Origin of the sequence: Streptomyces profundus (assembly GCF_020740535.1) — a bacterium.
GTDB classification, from domain to species: Bacteria; Actinomycetota; Actinomycetes; order Streptomycetales; family Streptomycetaceae; genus Streptomyces; species Streptomyces profundus.
The window spans coordinates 6,532,142-6,555,601 of record NZ_CP082362.1; the positions used below are offsets into that span (position 1 = coordinate 6,532,142).

A 23,460-nucleotide genomic window follows, 5' to 3' on the forward strand; every position below is an offset into this window, starting at 1 on the left:
CGACGGGCGGCGGCGGCCCCGCTAATCTCCTCGGCCGCCGAACATCGAGCTCTCGCTCGGCGTCTCCGTGACGGCGGCGAGCCGCTCGGCGAGCTGCTCCCCGGCGGCGGTGGCGCCTTCGTCGCCGGCGCGGTCGGCCCGCTCCGTCAGGGAGCCCAGGACCTCCGTCGCCACCCCGCCGCCGATCAGCTCCTCGTACATCTCGGCGTACACCCGCTCGTAGAGCTCCTGGAAGGTGTCATCGGCGAGGAAGCGCTCCTTCAACGCACCGCTGCCGCCGCCGGGCCCACCCTCGGGCATCTCGTCGGGCGGCTCCATGCCCTCGGTCGGTTCCCTCCCGCCGGGGAACCGACCCCCTTCTGGCGGTTCCACGCCGTCGGGCAACTCCATGCCGTCCGGAAGTTCCATGCCCTCGGGCGGTTGGCCGCCGCCCGGGCCGCCCATGGCGCCGAACGACAGGTTGAGGTCCCAGGAGAGGACGGTGAACCGTTCCTCCTCGGTGTCGTACCAGAGGTAGTAGTTGTTGCCGGGGCCGTCCATCGCGTCGCCGTTGGAGATCAGGGACTGGGTGGCCAGGTAGCGGGCGAAGGACTCCACATCGAGGTGGTTCGCCAACTCCGCGGCGAACTCCTCGTCGTCCGACTCGTTCACAAACCGCAGCAGCCGCGTCACCGGCGTCAGGTCCTGGCCGCCGATCCCGTTGACCTGGCGGAACGCCTCCTCGTAGTCGGTCGGGTCATCGCCCAGGTAGGCGAGGGAGCCTCCCGCGCGCGCCTTGTAGAGAACGCCGTCGCCCACCTCCGCGGCCCAGGGTTCGTCGGGCGACTCCAGCAGCAGCCGGGGCACGGACTCGTCCCCGTTGACGGAGACCGAGGTGAACGTGAAGTCCTGGGCGACCTGCCCGTCGGCCGCCGTGAGCGCCAGGGCCAACGCCTCGTTGAGCGCGGTGTCCGAGGTGGCGGTGCCGGGGCGCAGCGCGATCTCGGTGCGGCCCTGATAGCCGCGTCCGGTCTGGTACTCGTCGAAGCTGATCAGCCAGGGCAGCCTCTCGGGCTCGTCCTCGGAGAGCGTTGTCCCGCCGGGGCCCGCCCCTTCGCCGGGGCCGGTGTCCCCGCCGCCCGAACGCAGGCTCATCAGGGTGGAGTTGCCCTTGAGGCGCAGCGCCACGTCGTTGACGACGGTGCCGTCGATGACGATGTCGGCGCTGATGAACTGCTTCTCGCCCTCCTCGCGGAAGACGCGCAGCATGTCGGCGTACTCGTCCTCGTTGAAGGTGATCTCGATGGTGTGCTCCCCGTCGTCGAAGAGATCGCCCTCGCCCTCGATGTTCTGGGTGATCGCCTCGTCGGCGACCAACTCGGAGCTGATGTAGGGGCGGACACGCGTCTCGCCCAGCACCAGGACGAGCAGCAGAAGGACGGCTCCGGCGCCGGCCAGCGCCTTCCAGTGGCGCCGCAGCCGGAGCGGCAGAAGATGACGCGGCGGGCGGCGTCCCGCGCCGGTGTGGCCGGCCACGGTCACAGATCCGTCTGGTCGTAGCCGGTCAGCACGGCGACCTTCTGCCCGGCGTTGAGCTGGCGGAGCGCCTGGACCAGTTGGGCCGGCTTGACGTTCTTCCTCAGCCGGGCGGTGTACGCCATCTCCACGATGGTCCCGCCGCGCACGGACTCGGTGCTGATCAGCTCGTGTTCGTCGGCGAAGCGCAGCAGCACATCGTCGATGCTCGGACCGTAGTCGAAGTCGTCCGCCGGCACCTGGACCTTGACCACCTGGCGCTGCACGTTGAGCGCGAACCAGTTGAACTTGTGCATCAGCAGGATCACCGCGCAGATCAGCAGGGTGGCGATGCCGGCCAGCGCGTAGAAGCGGGTGCCGCAGGCCATGCCGATGGCCATCACCAGGAAGATGAAGCCGACGTCCCTGGTCTCCTTGATCGCGTTGCGGAACCGCACCACGGACAGGGCCCCGACCAGGGCGAAGGCCCGGGCGATGTTGGAGCCGACCACCAGCATGATCAGGGCGATCAGCATCCCCAGGACGATCAGGGTGTGCACATAGCTCTGGCTGTAGGAGATGTTGCGGTGGGTGGCCCGGTAGGTCCACGCCACCACCAGGCTGGCGACGAAGGCGAGGGAGAGGGCGACCGTCACGTCCAGGACGCTGAAGGTGCCGGAGAGATCGGTGATCCCGAAGTCGAGTTCCATACGAGTCCTCTCTAGAGATGCGCGTCCCGCGCCGTCGGGCGGGCCGAGTCCTCGGCCTCCGGGACATGGAAGACGGAGCGCGGCGCGCGACCGAAGGTCTCCACGCTCTGGCAGTACTTGGAGATGCGCTGCACCTGGAGGCCGAACCGGGCGGCGAGGTCGGTGGTCCAGTAGGGGACCCGTTCGTTCGCCTTGACCTCCATCACCACCAGATGGGGGTTGACGATGTAGCGGCTCTCGCTCTCGGCCCGCAGATCGAAATCACGGTCCCGGCCCCGGATCCGGTGGTCGAAGGTGATCCGCAGGCCCAGGTCGGCGTCGATGCCCATATAGGGCTCACGCCGGTAGCCGGTCATCGCCGTGGGCCGCAGGTCGAGCCGCTGCACCAGCTCCAGCACCTCGTCCACGAAGCCCTGGTCGGCGTCCGGGTGCCTGATGTGGCGCCGCCCGTCGCAGAGTTCCCTGGCCAGGTCGTACGGCAGCAACACCCTGCGCTTCTGGGTGACCCGGTTCACCCGCTGTTTGATCTCCACCGAGACCGGGGCGTCGTCGGGCGCGGGCCCGAGCGGGCCGTAGCGTCGGATGCGCAGCTTCCGGCGAAAGCGGAGGCCCTCGATCTTCTCCCAGTAGAAGCGCAGGCCCCGAGTGTCGTAGTACACGCTCCAGACCCCGTAGCCATGCGCGCCCGCGTGGCCGTCGGGACGCATCCGGGCGGCGATCTCCTGGCGGATCTCGTCGACCTGGGAGGCCGGGACGAGGTACTTCAGCTCGTAGCGGTTGAAGGCGTGCAGTCGATATGTGCCCGCCGGCGGCATGGCGGCTCCCTTCCACTTCCTGGTGACACGAAGGGGAATGGAACACGACGAGTGTGGGAGAACCCGGAGAACATCCTGAGAGAACCCTGAGAGGCCCGCCCCGTGGCGCCGGCCGCCGACCCGGGATTCCGGCTCAGCCGAGGGGCAGCACCACGGTGAAGACGGCCCCCCGGCCGGGGGCGGAGTCCACGGACAGCCGGCCGTCGTGTGCGGCGACGAAGGCCGCGCTGATGGCGAGGCCCAGCCCGGCGCCGCTGCGCCCCTGGGGTGTGCTGGCCCGGTAGAACCGGTCGAAGAGCCGGGGGAGCTCGTCGCGCGGGATGCCGGGGCCGCTGTCCCGGACGGTGATGACGCCGACCTCCCGCACCCCGGGCGGCAGCTGTCCCACCGTGACGGGGCCGGGCGGCGGCGGGTGGCCGGCGCGCAGGACCTCGACCCGTACCGGGGTGCCCGCCGGGGTGTGGGTGAGCGCGTTGCCCACCAGGTTCTCCAGCACCTGGCGCACCCGTTCGCTGTCGGCCACCAGGAAGACCGGCTCGCACACCTGGAGTTCGAGCACCGCCCCCGGCGCGCGCTCCCTGGCCGCCCGCGTCACCCGCGCCGCGATCTCGCCCAACTCCACGTCGGACGGCTGGAGATGGGGCGTCTCGTCGAACCGCGAGAGGATCAGCAGGTTGTTCACCATGGTCCCCATGCGCTGGGACTCCTCCTCGATCCTGGACATCCAGCGCTCGGTGCGCGGGTCCTCGGCGACCACCCCCCTACGTCGCCCCTGCCGGTAGAGCTCGGCGAACCCGACGATGGAGGAGAGCGGCGTCCGCAGCTCATGGGAGGCGTCCGCCACGAAGCGCCTCGTCGTCTCGGCCGACCGGTCGCGCTCCCGCAGGGCTTGGGCGAGCTCGCCGAGCATGGTGTTGAGCGCCGCGCCCAGCCGGCCGGTCTCGGTCGCCGGGTCCTGGGCCGGGACCCTCCGGTCCAGGTCGCCGCCGGCGATGGCCTGCGCGGTCCGCTCGATCTCCCGCAGCGGGCGCAGCTGGAGGCGGACCGTCGCCACGGCGCCCGCCCCGAGCGCCAGCAGCAGGGTCAGCCCGACCGCCGTCTCGATGATCACCAACCGGCTGAGGGTGTCGTCCACGTCGTCCAGCGACTGGGCGACGACCCGCACGCCGCCGTCCGGTTCCGGCTCGGTCAACACACGCCAGGAGCCGTCCCCCTCGGTGCCGGGGACGGTGAACGGCTCGCCCCTGGCCGCGCGCAGCCGATCGAGGCTCCAGCCGGAGAGGTCGGGCAGCGCCTCGTCGGCCGAGGTCCGCCCGACCACCCGCTCCACCTCGCCCGAGTCGTCCAGCTCGATGGCCCGCAGGCTGGTGGGGAAGGGCGGAGGCCGCTCCTCCGCCGGCGGGGGCTGAGCGGGGCTGGCGCTGATCGGCAGGCCGGCGAGTTGGTCGTCCACCTCGTCGATCAACGAGTGCCGCAGCAGCACGGTGCCGGCCGCGCCGAAGGCGAGGAGGCATACCGCCGTCAGGCACAGCAGGGCCAGGGTGAGCCGGGCGCCGAGACCGCGCGGCCAGAGCCGGAACCGCCCCCCGCTCATCGCCGGTCCTCCCGCGTCAGCCGCAGGCTGTAGCCGATGCCCCGCACGGTCTGGATCAGCGGGCGTCCCAGGGAGTCGACCTTGCGCCGCAGATAGCTGATGTAGGTCTCCACCACCCGCGTGTCCTCGGTCTGCCCGCCCCAGACCTGTTCCAGGATCTGGGACTTGGTGACCGTCCGGCCCGAGTTGAGCAGCAGATAGCGCAGCAGGGCGAACTCGGTGGGGGAGAGCCGCACCGGATGCCCGTCCCGCCGCGCCTCGTGCGCGTCCTCGTCCAGCTCCAGATCGGCGTAGCGCAACGGCTCCGCCCGGTCCTCGGCCCGACCCGTGCGGCGCAGGATCGCCCGGAGCCGGAAGGCGACCTCCTCCAGGCTGAACGGTTTGGTCACATAGTCGTCCGCGCCGGCCCTGAAGCCGGCCAGCCGGTCCTCGACGGTGTCCCGAGCCGTGAGGAAGAGCACCGGCAGGTCCGGCACGAGGCCGCGCAGGTCGCCCACCAGCTTCAGGCCGCTGCGGTCGGGAAGCGTCACATCCACCATCGCGATGTCCGGCGCATGGGTCCCCGCCGTCCGCACCGCGGCTCTGGCGTCGGCCGCGCCATGGGCGGTGAAGCCGTTCAACTCCAGTGAGGCGGTGAGGAGTTCGAGGATGTTGGGATCGTCCTCGACAATCAGGATCCGGGCCCCGCCGCCAGCGGATCCCTCGGTCGTCAGATGCGGGTGCATGGACCGATCCTCGCCCACCCGGCAGGACGCACACGCCGAGGACACCCCGGGCGCCGGGGGAAGGGGAAGGGCGTGGGGAAGCCGACCTTTCCGTGACCTATCCCGCGTGTGAAGTGGTTATTGCGGTGTCCCCCTGCCTCGCGAAGCACATCCCCTAGGCGTATTCCCCGGGCAAACTAAGGGGGGTTGCTCGGCCGGCTGCCACGCGCCTAGCATCGCCAGGGTGTTCGAAGCCGACGCGGCATGAGTCCAGGCCGTGAGTCGTGAGTCCACCGCATTCCGTCAATGATGACGAGGCCCCTCCTCCCACGCCTTTTCGCGTTCCTCCAGGTGCTTTCCATGCCGTTTTCAGCCAGCTGACCGGCTGGAGGTCTGTCCACCGTGAGGGTGATGATGAAGCACGTGCAGCATCTCTCCTGCCAGGGAAAACAAGACGCAGAGAAGGAGCCGGTAGCGGTTGTCGGAATCGCCTGCCGCTTACCCGGTGCCTCTTCCCCCGAGGCGTTCTGGAAGCTGTTGAAAAACGGCGAGAGCGCGATTACCGATGCTCCGGCGACACGTTTTGGAGACTCCTTCTCCCGCACCTGGAAAGGGGGTTTCATCGATCAGGTGGACCACTTCGACGCCGCGTTCTTCGGTGTTTCACCCAAGGCGGCGGCGGCGATGGACCCACAGCAGCGGCTCATGCTGGAGCTGAGCTGGGAGGCGCTGGAGGACGCCGGCATCGCCCCTGACCGCGTCCGGGGCGAGCGGACCGGCGTGTTCATCGGCGCCATGGCCGACGACTACGCCGTCCTGGCGCACCGGCAGCCGCCGGAGGCGATCGGCCGGCACACCCTCACGGGCCTCAGCCGGGCGCTCCTGGCGAACCGGGTGTCGCACGCGCTGAACCTCCGCGGGCCCAGCCTCAGCGTGGACACCGGCCAGTCGTCGTCACTGGTCGCGGTCCACCTCGCCTGCGAGAGCCTGGCGAGCGGGGAGTCGACGATCGCCCTCGTCGGCGGGGTGAACCTCATCCTGGCCGAGGAGAGCACCCTGACGGCGGCCAGCTTCGGCGCGCTCTCCCCCGACGGCCGCTGCCACACCTTCGACGCCCGGGCCAACGGCTATGTCCGGGGCGAGGGCGGGGGCCTGGTGGTGCTCAAGCCGCTGAGCCACGCGGTCGCCGACGGCGACCGGATCCACTGCGTCATCCTCGGCGGTGCCGTCAACAACGACGGGGCCGCCGAGGATCTGACGGTGCCCAGCGACGAGGCGCAGGCCGAGCTGCTCCGGGCGGCCCTCACCGGCTCCGGCGTGCGGCCCGACGCCGTCCAGTACGTCGAACTGCACGGCACCGGAACCCGCGCCGGGGACCCGGCGGAGGCGCGCGCCCTCGGCGCGGTCCACGGCAGGGGCCGGCCCGAGGGGAAGCCGCTCCTGGTGGGCTCGGCGAAGACCAACGTCGGCCATCTGGAGGGCGCCGCCGGGATCGTCGGGCTGCTCAAGACGGCGCTCAGCATCCGGCACGCCACCCTGCCGGCCAGCCTCAACTTCGAGGCACCGCCCCCGGAGATCCCGCTCGACGAGCTGCGGCTGCGGGTTCAGCCGGCCGCGACCGACTGGCCGGAGCCCGAGAGCCCCCGGATCGCCGGGGTCAGCTCCTTCGGCGTCGGGGGCACCAACTGCCACCTCGTGCTGGCCGAGGCACCGACCGCCCCCGCACCGGCGGACCCCCGCCCGCCGGCGGACTCGCAGCCGCTGGCCTGGCCCCTCTCCGGCCGCACCGCCGAGGCACTGAGCGCCCAGGCACAGCGGCTGTATGACCACCTGACCGCCAGGCCCGGCGTCGCGGCCGGCGATATCGCGCTCTCGTTGGCCACCACCCGGGCCGCCTTCGAGCACCGGGCGGTGGCCGTCGGCGGAAGCCGCGCGGAACTGCTGGACGGCCTGCGGACGATCAGCGCCGCCGGCCAGGCACCGAACCTGGTGCGCGGCACCGCCGACGCGGGCGCCGGCGGCACCGTCCTCGTCTTTCCAGGACAGGGCTCCCAGTGGCCCGGCATGGCAACCCAACTCCTCGCCGAGAGCCCGGTGTTCGCCGGCCACTTCCACGACTGCGCCGACGCCCTCGGCCCCCATCTGGACTTCCCGCTGACCGAAGCCCTGCACGGCGCCCCCGGCGCGCCCGCCTGGACCGACTCGGGCGTCGTCCAGCCGCTGCTCTTCGCGGTCATGGTGTCCCTGGCCAGGCTCTGGCAGCACGCGGGCGTCGAGGCGGACGCGGTCATCGGCCACTCGCAGGGCGAGATCGCCGCCGCCCACCTGGCCGGCGCGCTCTCCCTGGAGGCCGCGGCGCGGGTGGTGGCGACCCGGGGCCGGGTCCTCGCCCGCCTGGACGGACGGGGCGGCATGGCCTCGCTCCCGCTGCCGGTCGAGAAGGTGACGGAGCTGCTGCGCGGCTACGAGGACCGGCTCGGCGTCGCCGCCGTCAACGGGCCGGTGAGCAGCGTGGTGTCCGGAGAGCCGGCGGCCCTGGACGCACTGCTGGCCGACTGCGCCGCACGCGGTGTCGACGCCCGGCGCATCCCCATGTACTACGCCTCGCACTCCCCCCAGGTGACGGCCGTCCGGGAGCCGGTGCTCGCCGCGCTCGCCGGGATCACGCCGACGGACGCTCCCGTCGCCTTCTACTCCACGGTGACGGGCGGCCCGCTGGCGACCACCGAGCTGGACGCCCCCTACTGGTACCGCAACCTCCGCGAGCCGGTCCGCTTCGACCTGGCGGTCGCCGCCGCGCTGGCCGACGGCCACCGCCGCTTCGTGGAGGCCAGCCCCCATCCCGTGCTCGCCGCCGGGCTGCGGCAGCTCCTGGAGCGCCACCCGGACGCGGCGGCGGTCAGCACCCTGCGCCGGGGGGACGGCGGCCAGCGGCGGTTCCTGCTGTCGGCGGCGGCCCTGCACGCGCGGGGCGGCGCCGTCGACTGGCCACGGGCGTCGGGCGTCACGGGAAGCCGGGTCGATCTGCCGCACTACGCCTTCCAACGCGTCCGCCACTGGCTGGACACCGGCCATCGCCGCGCCACCCCCACCCCGGTGGGGACGGCGGAGGAGGCGCCCCCGCGCGTCATATCGTCCCAACCGGTCGGCGAACTCGTCGCCGACACCACGGCGTTGGTCCTCGGCCACCCCGACGCGTCCGCCGTCGACCCCAGCCGGTCGTTCAAGGATCTCGGCTTCGACTCGGTGTCGGCGGTGGAGCTGCGCGACCGGCTGGCCGAGGCCACCGGCCTGCCGCTGCCCACGACGCTCACCTATGACCACCCGAGTCCCCGCGCCGTCGTCGAGCGGCTCGCCGCCGAACTGTCCGGCACCGGCGGCGTTCCGGCGCCTGCCGCCGCCGCGACGCGCCACGGCGACGAGCCCCTGGCCATCGTCGCGGTCGGGGGCCGGTGGCCCGGCGACGTGCGGACCCCCGAGGAGCTGTGGGACCTGGTCGTGGCGGAACGCGACGCGGTCGGCCCGTTCCCCGAGGACCGTGGCTGGGACCTGCGCGGCCTGTACCACCCGGACCCCGAGCGCCCAGGAGCCTCCTATGTCAGGGAGGGCGGGTTCCTCTCCGATGTGGCCGGGTTCGACGCCGGGTTCTTCGGGATCAGCCCTCGCGAGGCGCTGGCCGCCGATCCCCAGCAGCGACTGCTGCTCGAAGTCACCTGGGAGACGCTGGAACGCGCCGGCATCGATCCCGGGACGCTCTCCGGAGCACCCGTCGGCGTCTTCGTGGGCGCCACCCAGCAGGACTACGGCCCCCGCCTCCATCAGGCGAGGGACGGGAGCGAGGGCTACGCCCTCACCGGGAGTCAGGTGAGCGTGGCCTCGGGCCGCATCGCCTACACGTTGGGCCTTGCGGGGCCGGCGGTGACGGTGGACACCGCCTGCTCGTCGTCGTTGGTCGCGGTGCATCTGGCGGCGCAGTCGCTGCGGTCGGGCGAATGCGATCTGGCCTTCGCCGGCGGCGCGACCGTGATGGCCACGCCCGGCATGTTCACCGAGTTCTCGCGGCAGCGGGGGCTGGCTCCTGACGGGCGGTGCAAGTCGTTCTCGGCGGCGGCCGACGGGACGGGGTGGGGCGAGGGCGCGGGGCTGCTCCTGTTGGAGCGGCTCTCCGACGCCCAGCGGAACGGCCATCCGGTGCTCGCGGTGATCCGGGGGAGTGCGGTCAACCAGGACGGTGCGTCCAACGGTCTGACCGCGCCGAGCGGTCCTGCCCAACAGCGGGTGATTCGGCAGGCGTTGGCGAACGCGGGGCTTGCGGCTCATGAGGTGGACGCGGTGGAGGCGCATGGGACGGGGACGCGTCTGGGGGATCCGATCGAGGCGCAGGCGCTGCTGGCCACCTATGGCCAGGATCGTGAAGTGCCGCTGTGGTTGGGGTCGTTGAAGTCGAACATCGGGCACACCCAGGCCGCCGCCGGCGTCGCCGGGATCACCAAGATGGTCATGGCATTACGCGCGGGGCTGCTGCCCCGAACCCTGCATGTCGATGAGCCGTCCGAGCATGTGGACTGGTCGGCGGGGTCCGTCGAGCTGTTGACGCAGGCGCGGCCCTGGCCGGCGGCCGACCGGCCGCGCCGTGCGGCGGTGTCGTCCTTCGGTATCAGCGGCACCAACGCCCATGTCGTCCTGGAGCAGGCGCCACTGGCCCAGGGCCACGAGCGGCCACCGCGCCCAGGGACGCCGGTGCCCGTGCTGCTGTCCGCCCGCTCCGAAGCGGCGTTGCGCCACCAGGCGGCGCGGTTGGGCGCGTTCGTCCGCGAGGGGGACGCCGAGCCGGTGGATGTCGGGTTCGCGTTGGCGACGGGGCGTGCGGTGTTTGGGTATCGGGCGGGGGTGGTCGCTGGTGATCGTGGGGAGTTGCTTGCGGGGTTGGCGGCGGTGGCGGGGGGTGCGGGGGTGGTTGGTCAGCCGGTTTCGGGTGGTGTGGCGTTTTTGTTTCCGGGTCAGGGTGCTCAGTATCTGGGCATGGGGCGTGGGTTGGCGGAGGCGTTTCCGGTCTTTGGTGAGGCGTTGGATGGGGTGTTGGAGCAGCTTGATCCGGGGTTGCGGGGGGTGCTGTGGGGTGGTGATGCCGGGGTGTTGAATCGGACGCTTCACACGCAGCCGGCGTTGTTCGCGGTTGAGGTGGCGTTGTTTCGGTTGTTGGAGAGTTGGGGTGTGGTTCCGGGTTTTGTGGCGGGTCATTCGGTGGGGGAGATCGTGGCGGCGCATGTGGCGGGTGTGTTGTCGTTGTCGGATGCCGTGGCGTTGGTGTGGGCGCGGGCTCGGTTGATGGATGGTCTGCCGTCGGGTGGTGCGATGGTGGCGGTTGAGGCGGTGGAGGAGGAGGTTCTTCCGTTGCTTTCGTCGGTGGTGGGTGTCGCGGCGGTGAACGGGCCTCGTGCGGTGGTGGTTTCGGGGGAGGCGGCGGCGGTTGCGGCGGTGGGTGAGCATTTTCGGGGTCTGGGGCGGAAGACCACGTCGCTCAAGGTGTCGCATGCCTTCCATTCGCCGTTGATGGATCCGATTCTTGAGGAGTTCGCGGCCACGGCCCGTCGGCTCACGTATCACGCGCCGCGTATTCCGTTGGTGGCGGGTGGGGATGTCACCGATCCCGATCACTGGGTGCGGCATATCCGCGAGCCCGTCCGCTTCCATGATCACCTCACTGCTCTGGGTGGGCATGGTGTGGGCGTCATGGTCGAGGTCGGGCCCGGTGCCACGCTCACCCCGCACGCGCCTGACGCCACGCCGTTGCTGCGGCGTGACCTGCCCGAGGTCCGTTCCCTGCTCAGCGGGCTCACCCGTCTCCACACCCGGGGGCTCACCCCGGACTGGCGTGCCTTCTTCGAGCCCCTCCGACCCCGACCCGTCGCCCTCCCGACCTACCCCTTCCAACGCTCCCGCTACTGGCTGACCCCCACCACCGACCAACACCACGACAACACCCACCCGTTCCTGCCCACCACCACCCGACCCGCCGACACCGACACCCGGATCCACACCGGCCGCCTCGCCCCCGGCCGCGCGGCGGACACCACCGCCGTCCTGCTCGAACTGGCGTTGTACGCCGCCGGCGAGTTGGACGCGGTCGTCTCCGAACTCACCGCGCACACGGCGTTGGCCGTGCCCGAGGACAGCGGCCTCGAACTCCAGGTGATCGTCTCGGCCACGGAGGAGACCGGCCGCTGGACGGTCGCATGCTTCGCCCGGCGCGAGGTCGACGAGAACGAGCCGGCCGAGGAGTGGATCCGGCACGCCGACGGGCTGCTGACCGGCCGAGCAGAACCGGACGGCCCCCAGCCCACCAGCCCGCCCGCCGGCACCGAGGACGTCGAGCTGAGCCTCTCGGAGGGCGAGCAGCCGGACGGCTTCGCACTCCACCCCGAGCTGTGGGACGGGCTCTGGCGGGCCGTGGCAGCGGAGGGCCGGAGCCCCGTCGGCTGGCGCGGGGTGCGCCTGTCCGGGGCGGGGGCCGCCACGCTGCGACTCCGGACCACCGCGCTCACCCCGGACACCGTCGCGGTGCACGCCACCGACCCGGACGGCGTGACGGTGCTCACCATCGACGCGGTGGTCCTGGGCGACATGGCCCCGCCGCCGTCGGCCGCCCGGGGCACCCTCTACACCGTGGACTGGGCGACCGTCCCGCATCCGGCGGCGCTGCTGACGGCGGATCCACTGGTGCACGAGGTGGTCACCGAGGGGCGGGACGCGGCCGAGGAGGCGCGTCTGGCCACCGAGCGGGCGTTGCGCTTCCTGACCGGCCTGCCAGCCGATCGGCCCGCCGTGGTCGTCACCAGGAACGCGGTGGCCGCGCGGGCGAGGGATCGGGCCCCCGACCCGGCAGCCGCCGCGGTCTGGGGTCTGGTCCGCGTGGCCCAGCGGGAGTTGCCCCACCAGGTGGTTCTCCTCGACCTCGACCTTGACCTCGACCTTGACCGCGACGCCGCCACCGACCGCGCCACCGCCACCGTCACCGACCGTGACGCCGTCACCGAGCCGCGAGCGGTGGCGCGGGCGGCGCTGGCCACCGGCGAGACCCAACTGGCCTGGCGTGACGGCTCGTTCAGCACCCCCCGGCTCGCCAGGCGCGCTACGCCGCCGGCCCCGACCACGGCCGCGTTCGACCCGGAGGGCACCGTGCTGATCACGGGCGGCACCGGTGTTCTCGGCGGGCTGGTCGCGCGCCACCTGGTCGCCCGGCACGGCGTCCGGCACCTGTTGTTGGCCAGCCGCCGAGGGCCATCGGCGCCCGCCGCGAGCCCGCTGGTCGACGAACTCGGCGCTTCGGGCGCCACGGTGACGGTCGCCGCCTGCGATGTCGGGGACCGGGAGGCCGTCGCCGAGCTGTTGGCGGCCATCCCCGACGCGCGTCCGCTCACCGCCGTCATCCACACGGCGGGCGTTCTCGACGACGCCACCCTCACCACCCTCACCCCCGACCAACTCGCCACCGCCCTGCGCCCCAAGGCCGACGCCGCCTGGCACCTGCACGAACTGACCCGCGACGCCGACCTCGCCGCCTTCGTCCTCTTCTCGTCCGCCTCCGGGCTCCTGGGCGTCCGGGGGCAGGCCAACTACGCGGCGGCCAACACCTTCCTCGACGCCCTCGCCCAGCACCGGCACGCCCAGGGGCTGCCCGCCACCGCCCTCGCCTGGGGGTACTGGGCCGAGGCCAGCGGCATCACCGGCCATCTGTCCCAGGGGGACATCGCCCGACTGGCCCGCGAGGGGCTCGCCCCGATGGCCACCGAGTCCGCGTTGGAGCTGTTCGACCGCGCGTTGGGCGGCGGCCGGCCCCTGCTGGTCCCGGCCAGGCTCGCGCTGCCGGGGAGCGCGGAGGAGACGCCCGGGATACTCGCCGGACTGGCGAGCGGCCCGGGGCGGCGCCCCGGCGGCCGGCCGACGCCGGGAGGAGCCGGCCTCGTCGACGAGTTGGCGCGCCTCGACGCGCGCGAGCAGCGCGCGCGGCTGCTGGCCTATGTCCGTACCACCGCCGCCGTGGTGGCCGGCCACCCGTCGCCCGACCTCGTCGACCCCGAACGAGGCTTCCTCGCCTCCGGGTTCGACTCCATCACGGTGATCGACCTGCGCAACCGGCTCACCCGTGAGACCGGACTGCCGTTGCCCACCACGCTGTTGCTTGACCATCCCACCCCCGTGGCCCTGGCGGAGTTCCTGCGGAGCCTGCTGACACGCCCCCAAACGCCGGACCCCACCGAGGAGTTGGACCGCATCGAGGCGGTGCTGACGCGGCTCGCGCCGGACGACGAGACGCGCGTCCGACTGGTCGGCCGGCTCTCGGACTTCCTCACCCGACTCGGCGAGCCACCGGCCGCACCGGGCGGCTCGGCGCCCGCCGATCTCACCGACCGGATCAGCTCGGCCACCAACGACGAGATCTTCGACTTCATCGACAACGAACTCGGCATCTCCTGATCTCCGATGGGACTTCGATGACCAACGACGACAGGCTCCGGACGTATCTCAACCGTGTCGCCACCGATCTGCACCGCACACGGCAGCGGTTGCACCAAGTCGAGTCGGAGCGGACCGAGCCGATCGCGGTGATCGGCGTCGGCTGCCGCTACCCGGGTGGAGTCGCGAGCGCCGACGAGCTGTGGCGTCTGGTGGCCGAGGAACGCGACGCGGTGGGCCCGATGCCGACCGACCGTGGCTGGGACGTCGATGGCCTGCACGACCCGGACGGCGGTCCCGGTACCTCCATCGCCGGGGAGGGCGGGTTCCTCTCCGATGTGGCCGGGTTCGACGCCGAGTTCTTCGGGATCAGCCCACGTGAGGCCCTGGCGATGGACCCGCAGCAGCGGCTGCTGCTTGAGGTCGCCTGGGAGGCGCTGGAGCATGCCGGGATCGATCCGACCACGCTGCGCGGCAGCGCCACCGGGGTCTTCGCCGGCGCGTCGGCACAGGACTACGGCCCCCGCCTGCACGAGGGGAAGACGGCGGGCACCGAGGGCTATCTGCTCACCGGCGGTCACACCAGCGTGGCCTCGGGCCGCATCGCCTACACCCTGGGGCTGAACGGGCCAGCGGTCACCATCGACACCGCGTGCTCGTCCTCGCTGGTCGCGGTCCATCTGGCCGCGCAGGAACTCCGCAACGGCGCCTGCGGTCTGGCGCTCGCCGGCGGGGTGACGGTGATGCCGACCCCGGGGCTCTTCCTGGAGTTCTCCCGGCAGCGGGGGCTGGCTCCTGACGGGCGGTGCAAGTCGTTCTCGGCGGCGGCCGACGGGACGGGGTGGGGCGAGGGCGCGGGGCTGCTCCTGTTGGAGCGGCTCTCCGACGCCCGGCGCAACGGCCATCCCGTCCTGGCCGTGATCCGGGGCAGCGCGGTGAACTCCGATGGCACCAGCAGCCAGTTGACGGCGCCGAACGGTCCGGCGCAGGAGCGGGTGATTCGGCAGGCGTTGGCGAATGCCGGGCTTTCGGCTCATGAGGTGGACGCGGTGGAGGCGCATGGGACGGGGACGCGTCTGGGGGATCCGATCGAGGCGCAGGCGCTGCTGGCCACCTATGGCCAGGGACGTGAGGTGCCGCTGTGGTTGGGGTCGTTGAAGTCGAACATCGGGCACACGCAGGCGGCTGCCGGGGTCGCTGGGATCATCAAGATGGCCCTGGCCATGCGAACGGGGACGCTGCCTCGGACGTTGCATGTCGATGAGCCGTCCGGGCATGTGGACTGGTCGGCGGGGTCCGTCGAGCTGTTGACGGAGGCGCGGCCCTGGCCGGCGGCCGACCGGCCGCGCCGCGCCGCCGTGTCGTCCTTCGGTATCAGCGGCACCAACGCCCATCTCATCCTCGAACAGGCACCACCAGCGGAGACGGTCGAGTCGCGGCCCGAGACGACGGGGCCAGTCCCGGTCGTGCTGTCGGCGAAGACCCCCGAGGCGCTGGCCGAACAGGCGGCGCGGTTGGGCGCGTTGGTCCGGGGCTCCGAGGTTCCGCCGGTGGATGTCGGGTTCGCGTTGGCGACGGGGCGTGCGGTGTTTGGGTATCGGGCGGGGGTGGTCGCTGGTGATCGTGGGGAGTTGCTTGCGGGGTTGGCGGCGGTGGCGGGGGGTGCGGGGGTGGTTGGTCAGCCGGTTTCGGGTGGTGTGGCGTTTTTGTTTCCGGGTCAGGGTGCTCAGTATCTGGGCATGGGGCGTGGGTTGGCGGAGGCGTTTCCGGTCTTTGGTGAGGCGTTGGATGGGGTGTTGGAGCAGCTTGATCCGGGGTTGCGGGGGGTGCTGTGGGGTGGTGATGCCGGGGTGTTGAATCGGACGCTTCACACGCAGCCGGCGTTGTTCGCGGTTGAGGTGGCGTTGTTTCGGTTGTTGGAGAGTTGGGGTGTGGTTCCGGGTTTTGTGGCGGGTCATTCGGTGGGGGAGATCGTGGCGGCGCATGTGGCGGGTGTGTTGTCGTTGTCGGATGCCGTGGCGTTGGTGTGGGCGCGGGCTCGGTTGATGGATGGTCTGCCGTCGGGTGGTGCGATGGTGGCGGTTGAGGCGGTGGAGGAGGAGGTTCTTCCGTTGCTTTCGTCGGTGGTGGGTGTCGCGGCGGTGAACGGGCCTCGTGCGGTGGTGGTTTCGGGGGAGGCGGCGGCGGTTGCGGCGGTGGGTGAGCATTTTCGGGGTCTGGGGCGGAAGACCACGTCGCTCAAGGTGTCGCATGCCTTCCATTCGCCGTTGATGGATCCGATTCTTGAGGAGTTCGCGGCCACGGCCCGTCGGCTCACGTATCACGCGCCGCGTATTCCGTTGGTGGCGGGTGGGGATGTCACCGATCCCGATCACTGGGTGCGGCATATCCGCGAGCCCGTCCGCTTCCATGATCACCTCACTGCTCTGGGTGGGCATGGTGTGGGCGTCATGGTCGAGGTCGGGCCCGGTGCCACGCTCACCCCGCACGCGCCTGACGCCACGCCGTTGCTGCGGCGTGACCTGCCCGAGGTCCGTTCCCTGCTCAGCGGGCTCACCCGTCTCCACACCCGGGGGCTCACCCCGGACTGGCGCGCCTTCTTCGAGCCCCTCCGACCCCGACCCGTCGCCCTCCCGACCTACCCCTTCCAACGCTCCCGCTACTGGCTGACCCCCACCACCGACCAACACCACGACAACACCCACCCGTTCCTGCCCACCACCACCCGACCCGCCGACACCGACACCGAGATCCACACCGTCCGTCTCACCCCCGGAAGCCATGCCTGGCTCGACCGTGGCGCACTGGTCCCCGGCTCCGTCCTGGTCGAACTCGCCCTGCGCGTCGGCGTGGACACCGACCGGCACGCGGTGCGCGAGCTGGTCGCCCACGAGCCGTTGCTCGTCCCCGAGACCGGGGGCCTGGAACTCCAGGTGATCGTCGACGGCGAGGGCGCGTTCACCGTGCACGCCCGCCCGGACGGCGACGGCGAATGGCGCAGGCACGCCGCTGGCCGGCTGGGCACGGAGCCGGCGGCGACGCCGACGCCGGGCGAGAGCGCGGGAGAGGTGGCGCTGCCGCCCGAACAGGCGGGCCAAGCCTTCCTGTTGCACCCGGCGCTGCTGGACGACGCCGTGCGGTCCGTGGCCCCGGACGGGACGGTGCCGATCGCCTGGCACGATGTGACGCTTCGGTCGCCGGGCGCCGAAGCGGGCCAGGTGCGGGTGGCGCACACCGGCCAGGACCGCGCGGCGCTGACCTTGCTCACCCCCGCCGGCGAACCGCTGGCCGATCTGGGCTCGGTCGTCTTCGGCCCCGCGCCCACCGTCGCCCATCTGGAGGCGCTCCACGAGCTGCGGTGGACCGAGGTCCCCACCGCCGAAGAGGGGCCGACGCCCGACGCCGATGAGGCGGACGTGGTCTGGCTGCGCGCCCCCGAGCCGGCCGGCGAGGCACCGCGGGAGGCGGCGCGCCGAGCGACGGCCGAGGTGCTGGCCGGCCTCCGCGCCTGGCTCGAAGAGCCCCCCAACGAAGGGCCGTTGGCGGTGCTCACCCGGGGCGCGGTGGCGGTGCGCGACGACGAGTCCCCCGATCCGGCGGGCGCGGCGGTGTGGGGGCTGGCCAGGACGGCGGCGACCGAGCACCCCGGGCGCGTCCTGCTGCTCGATGTGGCGCCCGACGCCGGGGACGAGGCTCCCGCGCGTGCCCTCGCCGTCGCCCGTGCGACCGGCGAACCGCAGGTGGCGCTCCGAGGCGAGCTGGCGTTTGTGCCCAGACTGGCCCGCTCCCGCCCGACGGCGGGCGCCGGACGTCCCCTCGACCCGGCGGGCACCGTGCTGGTCACCGGCGCGTTCGGCACGCTCGGTGGGCTGACGGCCCGCCATCTCGTCGCCGAACACGGCGTCCGCCGGCTGCTGTTGACCGGCCGCCGGGGCGCCGAGGCACCCGGCGCCGACCGACTGCTCGCCGAGCTGGCCGAAGCGGGCGCCGAGGCCACGGCCGTGGCCTGCGACGTCGGGGATCGGGCAGCGGTGGCCGCGCTGTTGGCGGCCATCCCCGACGCCCATCCGCTCACCGCCGTCATCCACACGGCGGGCGTTCTCGACGACGCCACCCTCACCACCCTCACCCCCGACCGGCTCACCGCCGTGCTGCGTCCCAAGGCCGACGCCGCCTGGCACCTGCACGAACTGACCCGCGACGCCGACCTCGCGGCCTTCGTCCTCTTCTCGTCGGCGGCCGGCACCTTCGGCACGGCCGGGCAGGCCAACTACGCGGCGGCCAACGCGTTTCTCGACGCCCTCGCCCAGCACCGGCACGCCCAGGGGCTGCCCGCCACCGCCCTCGCCTGGGGCCCATGGACCTCGGACGGCGGGATGACCGCGCACCTCACGGACACGGACCGTGGCCGACTGGCCAGGCTCGGCTTCCGCCCTCTGACGCCGGATGCCGGTCTCGCGCTGTTCGACGCGGGGCTGCGCGGCGAGCGCCCGGTCCTGCTGCCGTTCCGGCTCGATGCCGCCGCCGTGCGGGCGGCCGGGGTGCCGTCCGTGCTGCGCGGGCTCACCAAGTCGCCGGTCAAGCGGGGGACTTCGGGTGTCGAACGGCTGGTCGGGCTCGCTCCCCAGGAGCGCCGGACGGCGCTGCTGAGCCTGGTCCGCACCGCCGTGGCCGAGGTCCTGGGGCATACCGCCCCGGGGGCCGTCCAGGCGAACCGCACCTTCCGCGATCTGGGCTTCGACTCGCTGACCGCCGTGGAGCTGCGGAACCGGCTGACCGACCTCCTCGGAGTCGACCTCTCCGCCACCCTGACCTTCGACTACCCCACCCCTGCCGAGCTGGCCGCCCATCTGGACGAGCGGCTGCCAGGAAATGCCGGCGGCGCCACCGGGACGCGGCCGGCGAGCGGGCCGACCGCCCCGGCCGACGAGCCGATCGCCCTCGTCAGCATGGCCTGCCGGTTCCCCGGCGCGGCCGACTCGCCCGAGGCGCTGTGGCGACTGCTCGCCGATGGCGTCGACACCGTGGCGGACTTCCCCACGGACCGGGGCTGGGATCCCGACCTGTTCGATCCGGACCCGGCCCGCGTCGGGAAGTCGACCACCAGCCGGGGGGCGTTCCTCTACGAGGCGGCCGAGTTCGACCCGGAGTTCTTCGGGATGTCGCCGCGTGAGGCGTTGGCGACCGATCCGCAGCAGCGGCTGCTGTTGGAGGTCGCCTGGGAGGCCGTCGAACGGGCCCGCATCGCCCCGGCGAGCCTGCGCGGCAGCCGGGCCGGGGTCTTCGCGGGGACCAATGTCCAGGACTACGGGCGGACGCAGTCGCCGCCCGACGAGCTGGAGGGATACCTCGGCATCGGGAACGCGGGCAGCGTGCTCTCCGGTCGGGTGGCCTACACGTTCGGGTTCGAGGGGCCGGCGGTGACGGTGGACACGGCGTGCTCGTCGTCGTTGGTGGCGGTGCATCTGGCGGCGCAGTCGTTGCGTTCGGGTGAGTCGGATCTGGCGTTGGCGGGTGGGGTCACGGTGATGTCGACGCCTGGGGAGTTCATCGAGTTCTCGCGGCAGCGGGGGTTGGCTCCTGATGGGCGGTGCAAGGCGTTCGCGGCGGCTGCCGACGGCACCGGCTGGGGTGAGGGTGCGGGGATGTTGTTGTTGGAGCGGTTGTCGGACGCGCGGCGGAACGGTCATCCGGTGCTCGCGGTGATGCGGGGGAGTGCGGTCAATCAGGATGGTGCGTCCAACGGGTTGACGGCGCCGAATGGTCCGGCGCAGGAGCGGGTGATTCGGCAGGCGTTGGCGAACGCGGGGCTTGCGGCTCGTGAGGTGGACGCGGTGGAGGCGCATGGGACGGGGACGCGTCTGGGGGATCCGATCGAGGCGCAGGCGCTGCTGGCCACCTACGGTCAGGATCGTGAAGTGCCGCTGTGGCTGGGGTCGTTGAAGTCCAACATCGGGCACACCCAGGCGGCTGCCGGGGTCGCTGGGATCATCAAGATGGTGCTGGCCCTTGAGCATGGGCTGCTGCCTCGGACGTTGCATGTCGATGAGCCGTCCGGGCATGTGGACTGGTCGGCGGGGTCCGTCGAGCTGTTGACGCAGGCGCGGCCCTGGCCGGCGGCCGACCGGCCGCGCCGCGCCGCCGTGTCGTCCTTCGGCGTCAGCGGCACCAACGCCCATGTGATCCTGGAGCAGGCACCGGCGGAGTCCGCCCCGTCGGACGAGGCGCCGAGCGCGCCCGCCGTGATCCCCTGGACGCTCTCCGCCCGCACCCCCCAGGCCCTGGCCGAGCAGGCCGCCCGACTGGCCACGGCCCTGAGCGAGCGGCGGGCCAACCCGGTCGACATCGGCTACTCGTTGGCGACCACCAGGAACGCCCTCGACCACCGCGCCGTGGTCATCGGCTCCGACGAGGAGGAGCTGCTGACGGGGCTGCGAGCCCTCGCCGACGACCGGCCGGCCACCGGACTGGTCCGCGAGGTCGTGACCCCGGGCGGCCTCGCGTTCCTCTTCACGGGTCAGGGCAGTCAACGTGTCGGGATGGGGGCTGAACTCCACCGTGTCTTCCCGGTGTTCGCCGGGGCTTTTGACGAGGTGTGTGCCGAAGTGGACGGGCGGTTGGCCGGGTTGGCGGGTCGTTCGCTTCGGGAGGTGGTGTTCGACGTGGGGGAGCCGGATGCCGTCCACCGTACGATCCACACGCAGCCGGCGTTGTTCGCGATCGAGGTGGCGTTGTTCCGGTTGTTGGAGAGCCTGGGTGTGGTTCCGGATTCGGTGGCGGGTCATTCGGTGGGGGAGATCGCGGCGGCGCATGTGGCGGGTGTGTTGTCGTTGTCGGATGCCGTGGCGTTGGTGTCGGCGCGGGCTCGGTTGATGGATGGTCTGCCGTCGGGTGGTGCGATGGCGGCGGTTGAGGCGGTGGAGGAGGAGGTTCTTCCGTTGCTCTCGTCGGTGGTGGGTGTCGCGGCGGTGAACGGGCCTCGTGCGGTGGTGGTTTCGGGGGAGGCGGCGGCGGTTGCGGCGGTGGGTGAGCATTTTCGGGGTCTGGGGCGGAAGACCACGTCGCTCAAGGTGTCGCATGCCTTCCATTCGCCGTTGATGGATCCGATTCTTGAGGAGTTCGCGGCCACGGCCCGTCGGCTTACGTATCACGCGCCGCGTATTCCGTTGGTGGCGGGTGGGGATGTCACCGATCCCGATCACTGGGTGCGGCATATCCGCGAGCCCGTCCGCTTCCACGACACCGTCCAGGCCCTCGCCCCGCACACCAGCGGCTGGATCGAGATCGGCCCCGACGCCGTCCTCACCACCCTGGTGCGGGAGGCACTGCCAGGCGACCACATCGCGGTGCCGACGCTCCGCCGCGATCACCCGGAGGCGACAACGGTGCTGGCCGCCCTCGGCCGGCTGCACGCCGGGGGACAGGAGGTGAGCTGGGAGCGGGTGTTCGAAGGAAGCGGGGGGCGCGCGGTCGACCTGCCCACCTATGCCTTCCAACGGCAGCGGTACTGGCTCACCCCCGTCGAACCCGCCCGCGAGGACGCCACGCGGGGCTCGGCCGACGGCGCGTTCTGGGCGACGGTCGCGGACGGCGACGCCAACGGCCTCGCCGAAACCCTGGGGCTCGACGAGTCGTCGCTCACCACCGTGCTGCCCGCGCTCTCCGCGTGGTGGAGCAGGACCCGGACGACGACGGCCGCCGACTCGTGGCGCTACCGCGTGCTGTGGCGGCCCCTCGCCGGCCGGCCGTCGACCCGGCCGCCCGCCGAACGGGACTGGCTGCTGCTCGTCCCGGCGGGACGGGCGGCGGACCCCTGGGCCACCGCCCTGGTCGACGGGCTGACGGCGCGACGGGACCGGGTGCGGATCGTGCCGGTCGAACAAGCCGACTCCGACCGGCACGCGCTGGCCCGGAACATCGAGGACGCCGGAGGACCGGGCGACGGCGTGCTGTCCCTGCTGGCCCTGGAGAGCGGCGCGCACCCCGACCACCCCGGGGTCCCCTGGTCGGCCGCTGCCGGCCTGGGGCTGGTCCAGGCCCTGGACGACCTCGCGGGCGCCGCTCCTCTGTGGACCCTGACCAGGGGCGCCCAGATGGCCGGCCCCGGAGACCGGATCAGCACCCCCGAACAGGCGTTGACCTGGGGCTTCGCCGGCATCGCCGAGGTGGAGAGCCCACAGCGCCAGGGAGGTCTGATCGATCTGCCGGCGGCGCCGGACGAGCGGTCGGTCGCCCGGGTGGTCGAGGTGCTCGGCGCGCCGGGCGACGAGCGGGAGTTCGCCGTCCGCGCCGGCGGCGTGCTGGTCCGCCGGCTGGTCCAGGCGCCGGTCCCGGCGCGGGACGGCGGCCGTCGGTGGCGGCCAGGCGGCACCGTGCTGGTCACCGGCGGCAGCGGGGCGCTTGCCGCACATGTGGCGCGCTGGCTGGCGCGCGCCGGCGCAGACCACCTGCTGCTCCTCAGCCGACGCGGCGCCGAGGCGCCGGGCGCCGACGCGCTGGCGGCCGAACTCACCGAGGCGGGCGCCGAGGTGACCTTCGCGGCGTGCGACGTCGCCGACCGCGAGCGGCTCGCCGAGGTGCTGGCCGCCATCCCGGACCGCCATCCGCTGAGCGCGGTGGTGCACACGGCGGCCCTGCTGGACGACGCGTTGATCCCGGATCTGACCGTGGCCCAGCAGGAGCGCGCGCTGCGCGTCAAGGCCGGTGGTGCCAGGAACCTGCACGAGCTGACCCGTTCCATGCCGCTGTCGGCGTTTGTCCTCTTCTCGTCGATCACCGCCTTCTGCGGGATCAGCGGGCAGGGGAACTACGCGCCCGGCAACGCGTTCCTCGACGCCCTCGCCGAGCAGCGGCGGGCCGACGGCCTGCCGGCCACCTCGATCGCCTGGGGCTTCTGGGGCGGGGGCGGCATCGCCGACGAACGCAGCGAGGCGATGTTCCGCCGGTACGGACAGCGTCCGATGGACCCCGAGATCGCCGTCACCGCGCTCTCCAGGGCCCTTGACCTGGACGAGACGCGGGTCGGGGTCTTCGACGTGGACTGGGCGACCTACGGGCGGGTCAGGCCGCACCCGCTGCTGGGCGAGCTGCCCGGCGTGTCAGGGCGGGCGCCCGCGTCCGGCGGCGGGGCCGGGCCGCGCCGCCAGGAGGCGGGCGGGTTGGCCGAACGGCTCGCCGCGCTGCCGGAGAAGGACCATCTGCACGCCCTGCTCGACCTGGTGCGCGGCCAGGTGGCCGCCGTGCGGGGCCACGCCTCGCCCGACGACGTCGAGCCGGGACGCCCGTTCCGGGAGCAGGGCTTCGACTCGCTGAGCGCCGTCGAACTGCGGAACCGTCTCGCCGCCGAGACCGGTTTCCGGCTGCCGGCCACCCTGCTCTACGACCACCCGTCGCCGACGGCGGTCGCCACCCATCTGCGGGACCGGCTGGCGCCCCGCCCCGACCCCGCGGCATCGCTCTTCGCCGAACTGGACCGGCTCGACGCGGCGTTGGCCGCCTCCGAGGTCACCCCGCCGGACCGGGAACGCGCGGCGGTCCGGCTGCGGGACCTGCTGGCACGGTGCGGAAACCCGGGCGGCGGCGACCCGGGCACGGATGTGAGCCGCGACCGGCTGCTGGCCGCGGACGACGCGGACCTCATCGACTTCATCGGCAACGAGCTGGGCATTTCCTGAGAGGCGAGGGAC

Annotated in this window: 7 protein-coding genes; 2 read left to right on the forward strand and 5 right to left on the reverse strand. The window is 72.6% G+C overall.

What is annotated here, in order from left to right:
* Positions 1–21: 21 nt before the first annotated feature.
* From K4G22_RS27580 to K4G22_RS27600, 5 genes are all read right to left on the reverse strand, one after another.
* Complete coding sequence (locus K4G22_RS27580; RefSeq protein ID WP_228083173.1) at positions 22–1,515, reverse strand: CotH kinase family protein; 1,494 nt, start codon at positions 1,513–1,515, stop codon at positions 22–24.
* A 2-nt stretch (positions 1,516–1,517) separates the two neighbouring features.
* Positions 1,518–2,204: a DUF4956 domain-containing protein gene (locus K4G22_RS27585; RefSeq protein WP_228083174.1), complete on the reverse strand. Its 687-nt coding sequence runs from the start codon at positions 2,202–2,204 to the stop codon at positions 1,518–1,520.
* Positions 2,205–2,215: 11 nt separating this feature from the next.
* On the reverse strand, positions 2,216–3,019 hold the full coding sequence (locus tag K4G22_RS27590; protein WP_228083175.1) for a polyphosphate polymerase domain-containing protein: 804 nt from the start codon (positions 3,017–3,019) through the stop codon (positions 2,216–2,218).
* 133 nt (positions 3,020–3,152) lie between these two features.
* Positions 3,153–4,613, reverse strand: a complete 1,461-nt coding sequence (locus tag K4G22_RS27595) for a sensor histidine kinase (RefSeq protein WP_228083176.1) — start codon at positions 4,611–4,613, stop codon at positions 3,153–3,155.
* Positions 4,610–5,338, reverse strand: a complete 729-nt coding sequence (locus K4G22_RS27600; RefSeq protein ID WP_228083177.1) for a response regulator transcription factor — start codon at positions 5,336–5,338, stop codon at positions 4,610–4,612. Before K4G22_RS27600 ends, K4G22_RS27595 begins: the two co-directional genes overlap by 4 nt.
* A gap of 393 nt (positions 5,339–5,731) precedes the next feature.
* Between K4G22_RS27600 and K4G22_RS27605 the strand changes: the two genes are divergently transcribed.
* Both K4G22_RS27605 and K4G22_RS27610 read left to right on the forward strand, forming a co-directional pair.
* Positions 5,732–13,795 (forward strand): type I polyketide synthase, encoded by an 8,064-nt coding sequence (locus tag K4G22_RS27605; protein ID WP_228084246.1) that lies wholly within the window; start codon positions 5,732–5,734, stop codon positions 13,793–13,795.
* A gap of 17 nt (positions 13,796–13,812) precedes the next feature.
* On the forward strand, positions 13,813–23,448 hold the full coding sequence (locus tag K4G22_RS27610) for a type I polyketide synthase (RefSeq protein WP_228083178.1): 9,636 nt from the start codon (positions 13,813–13,815) through the stop codon (positions 23,446–23,448).
* Positions 23,449–23,460: the final 12 nt, after the last annotated feature.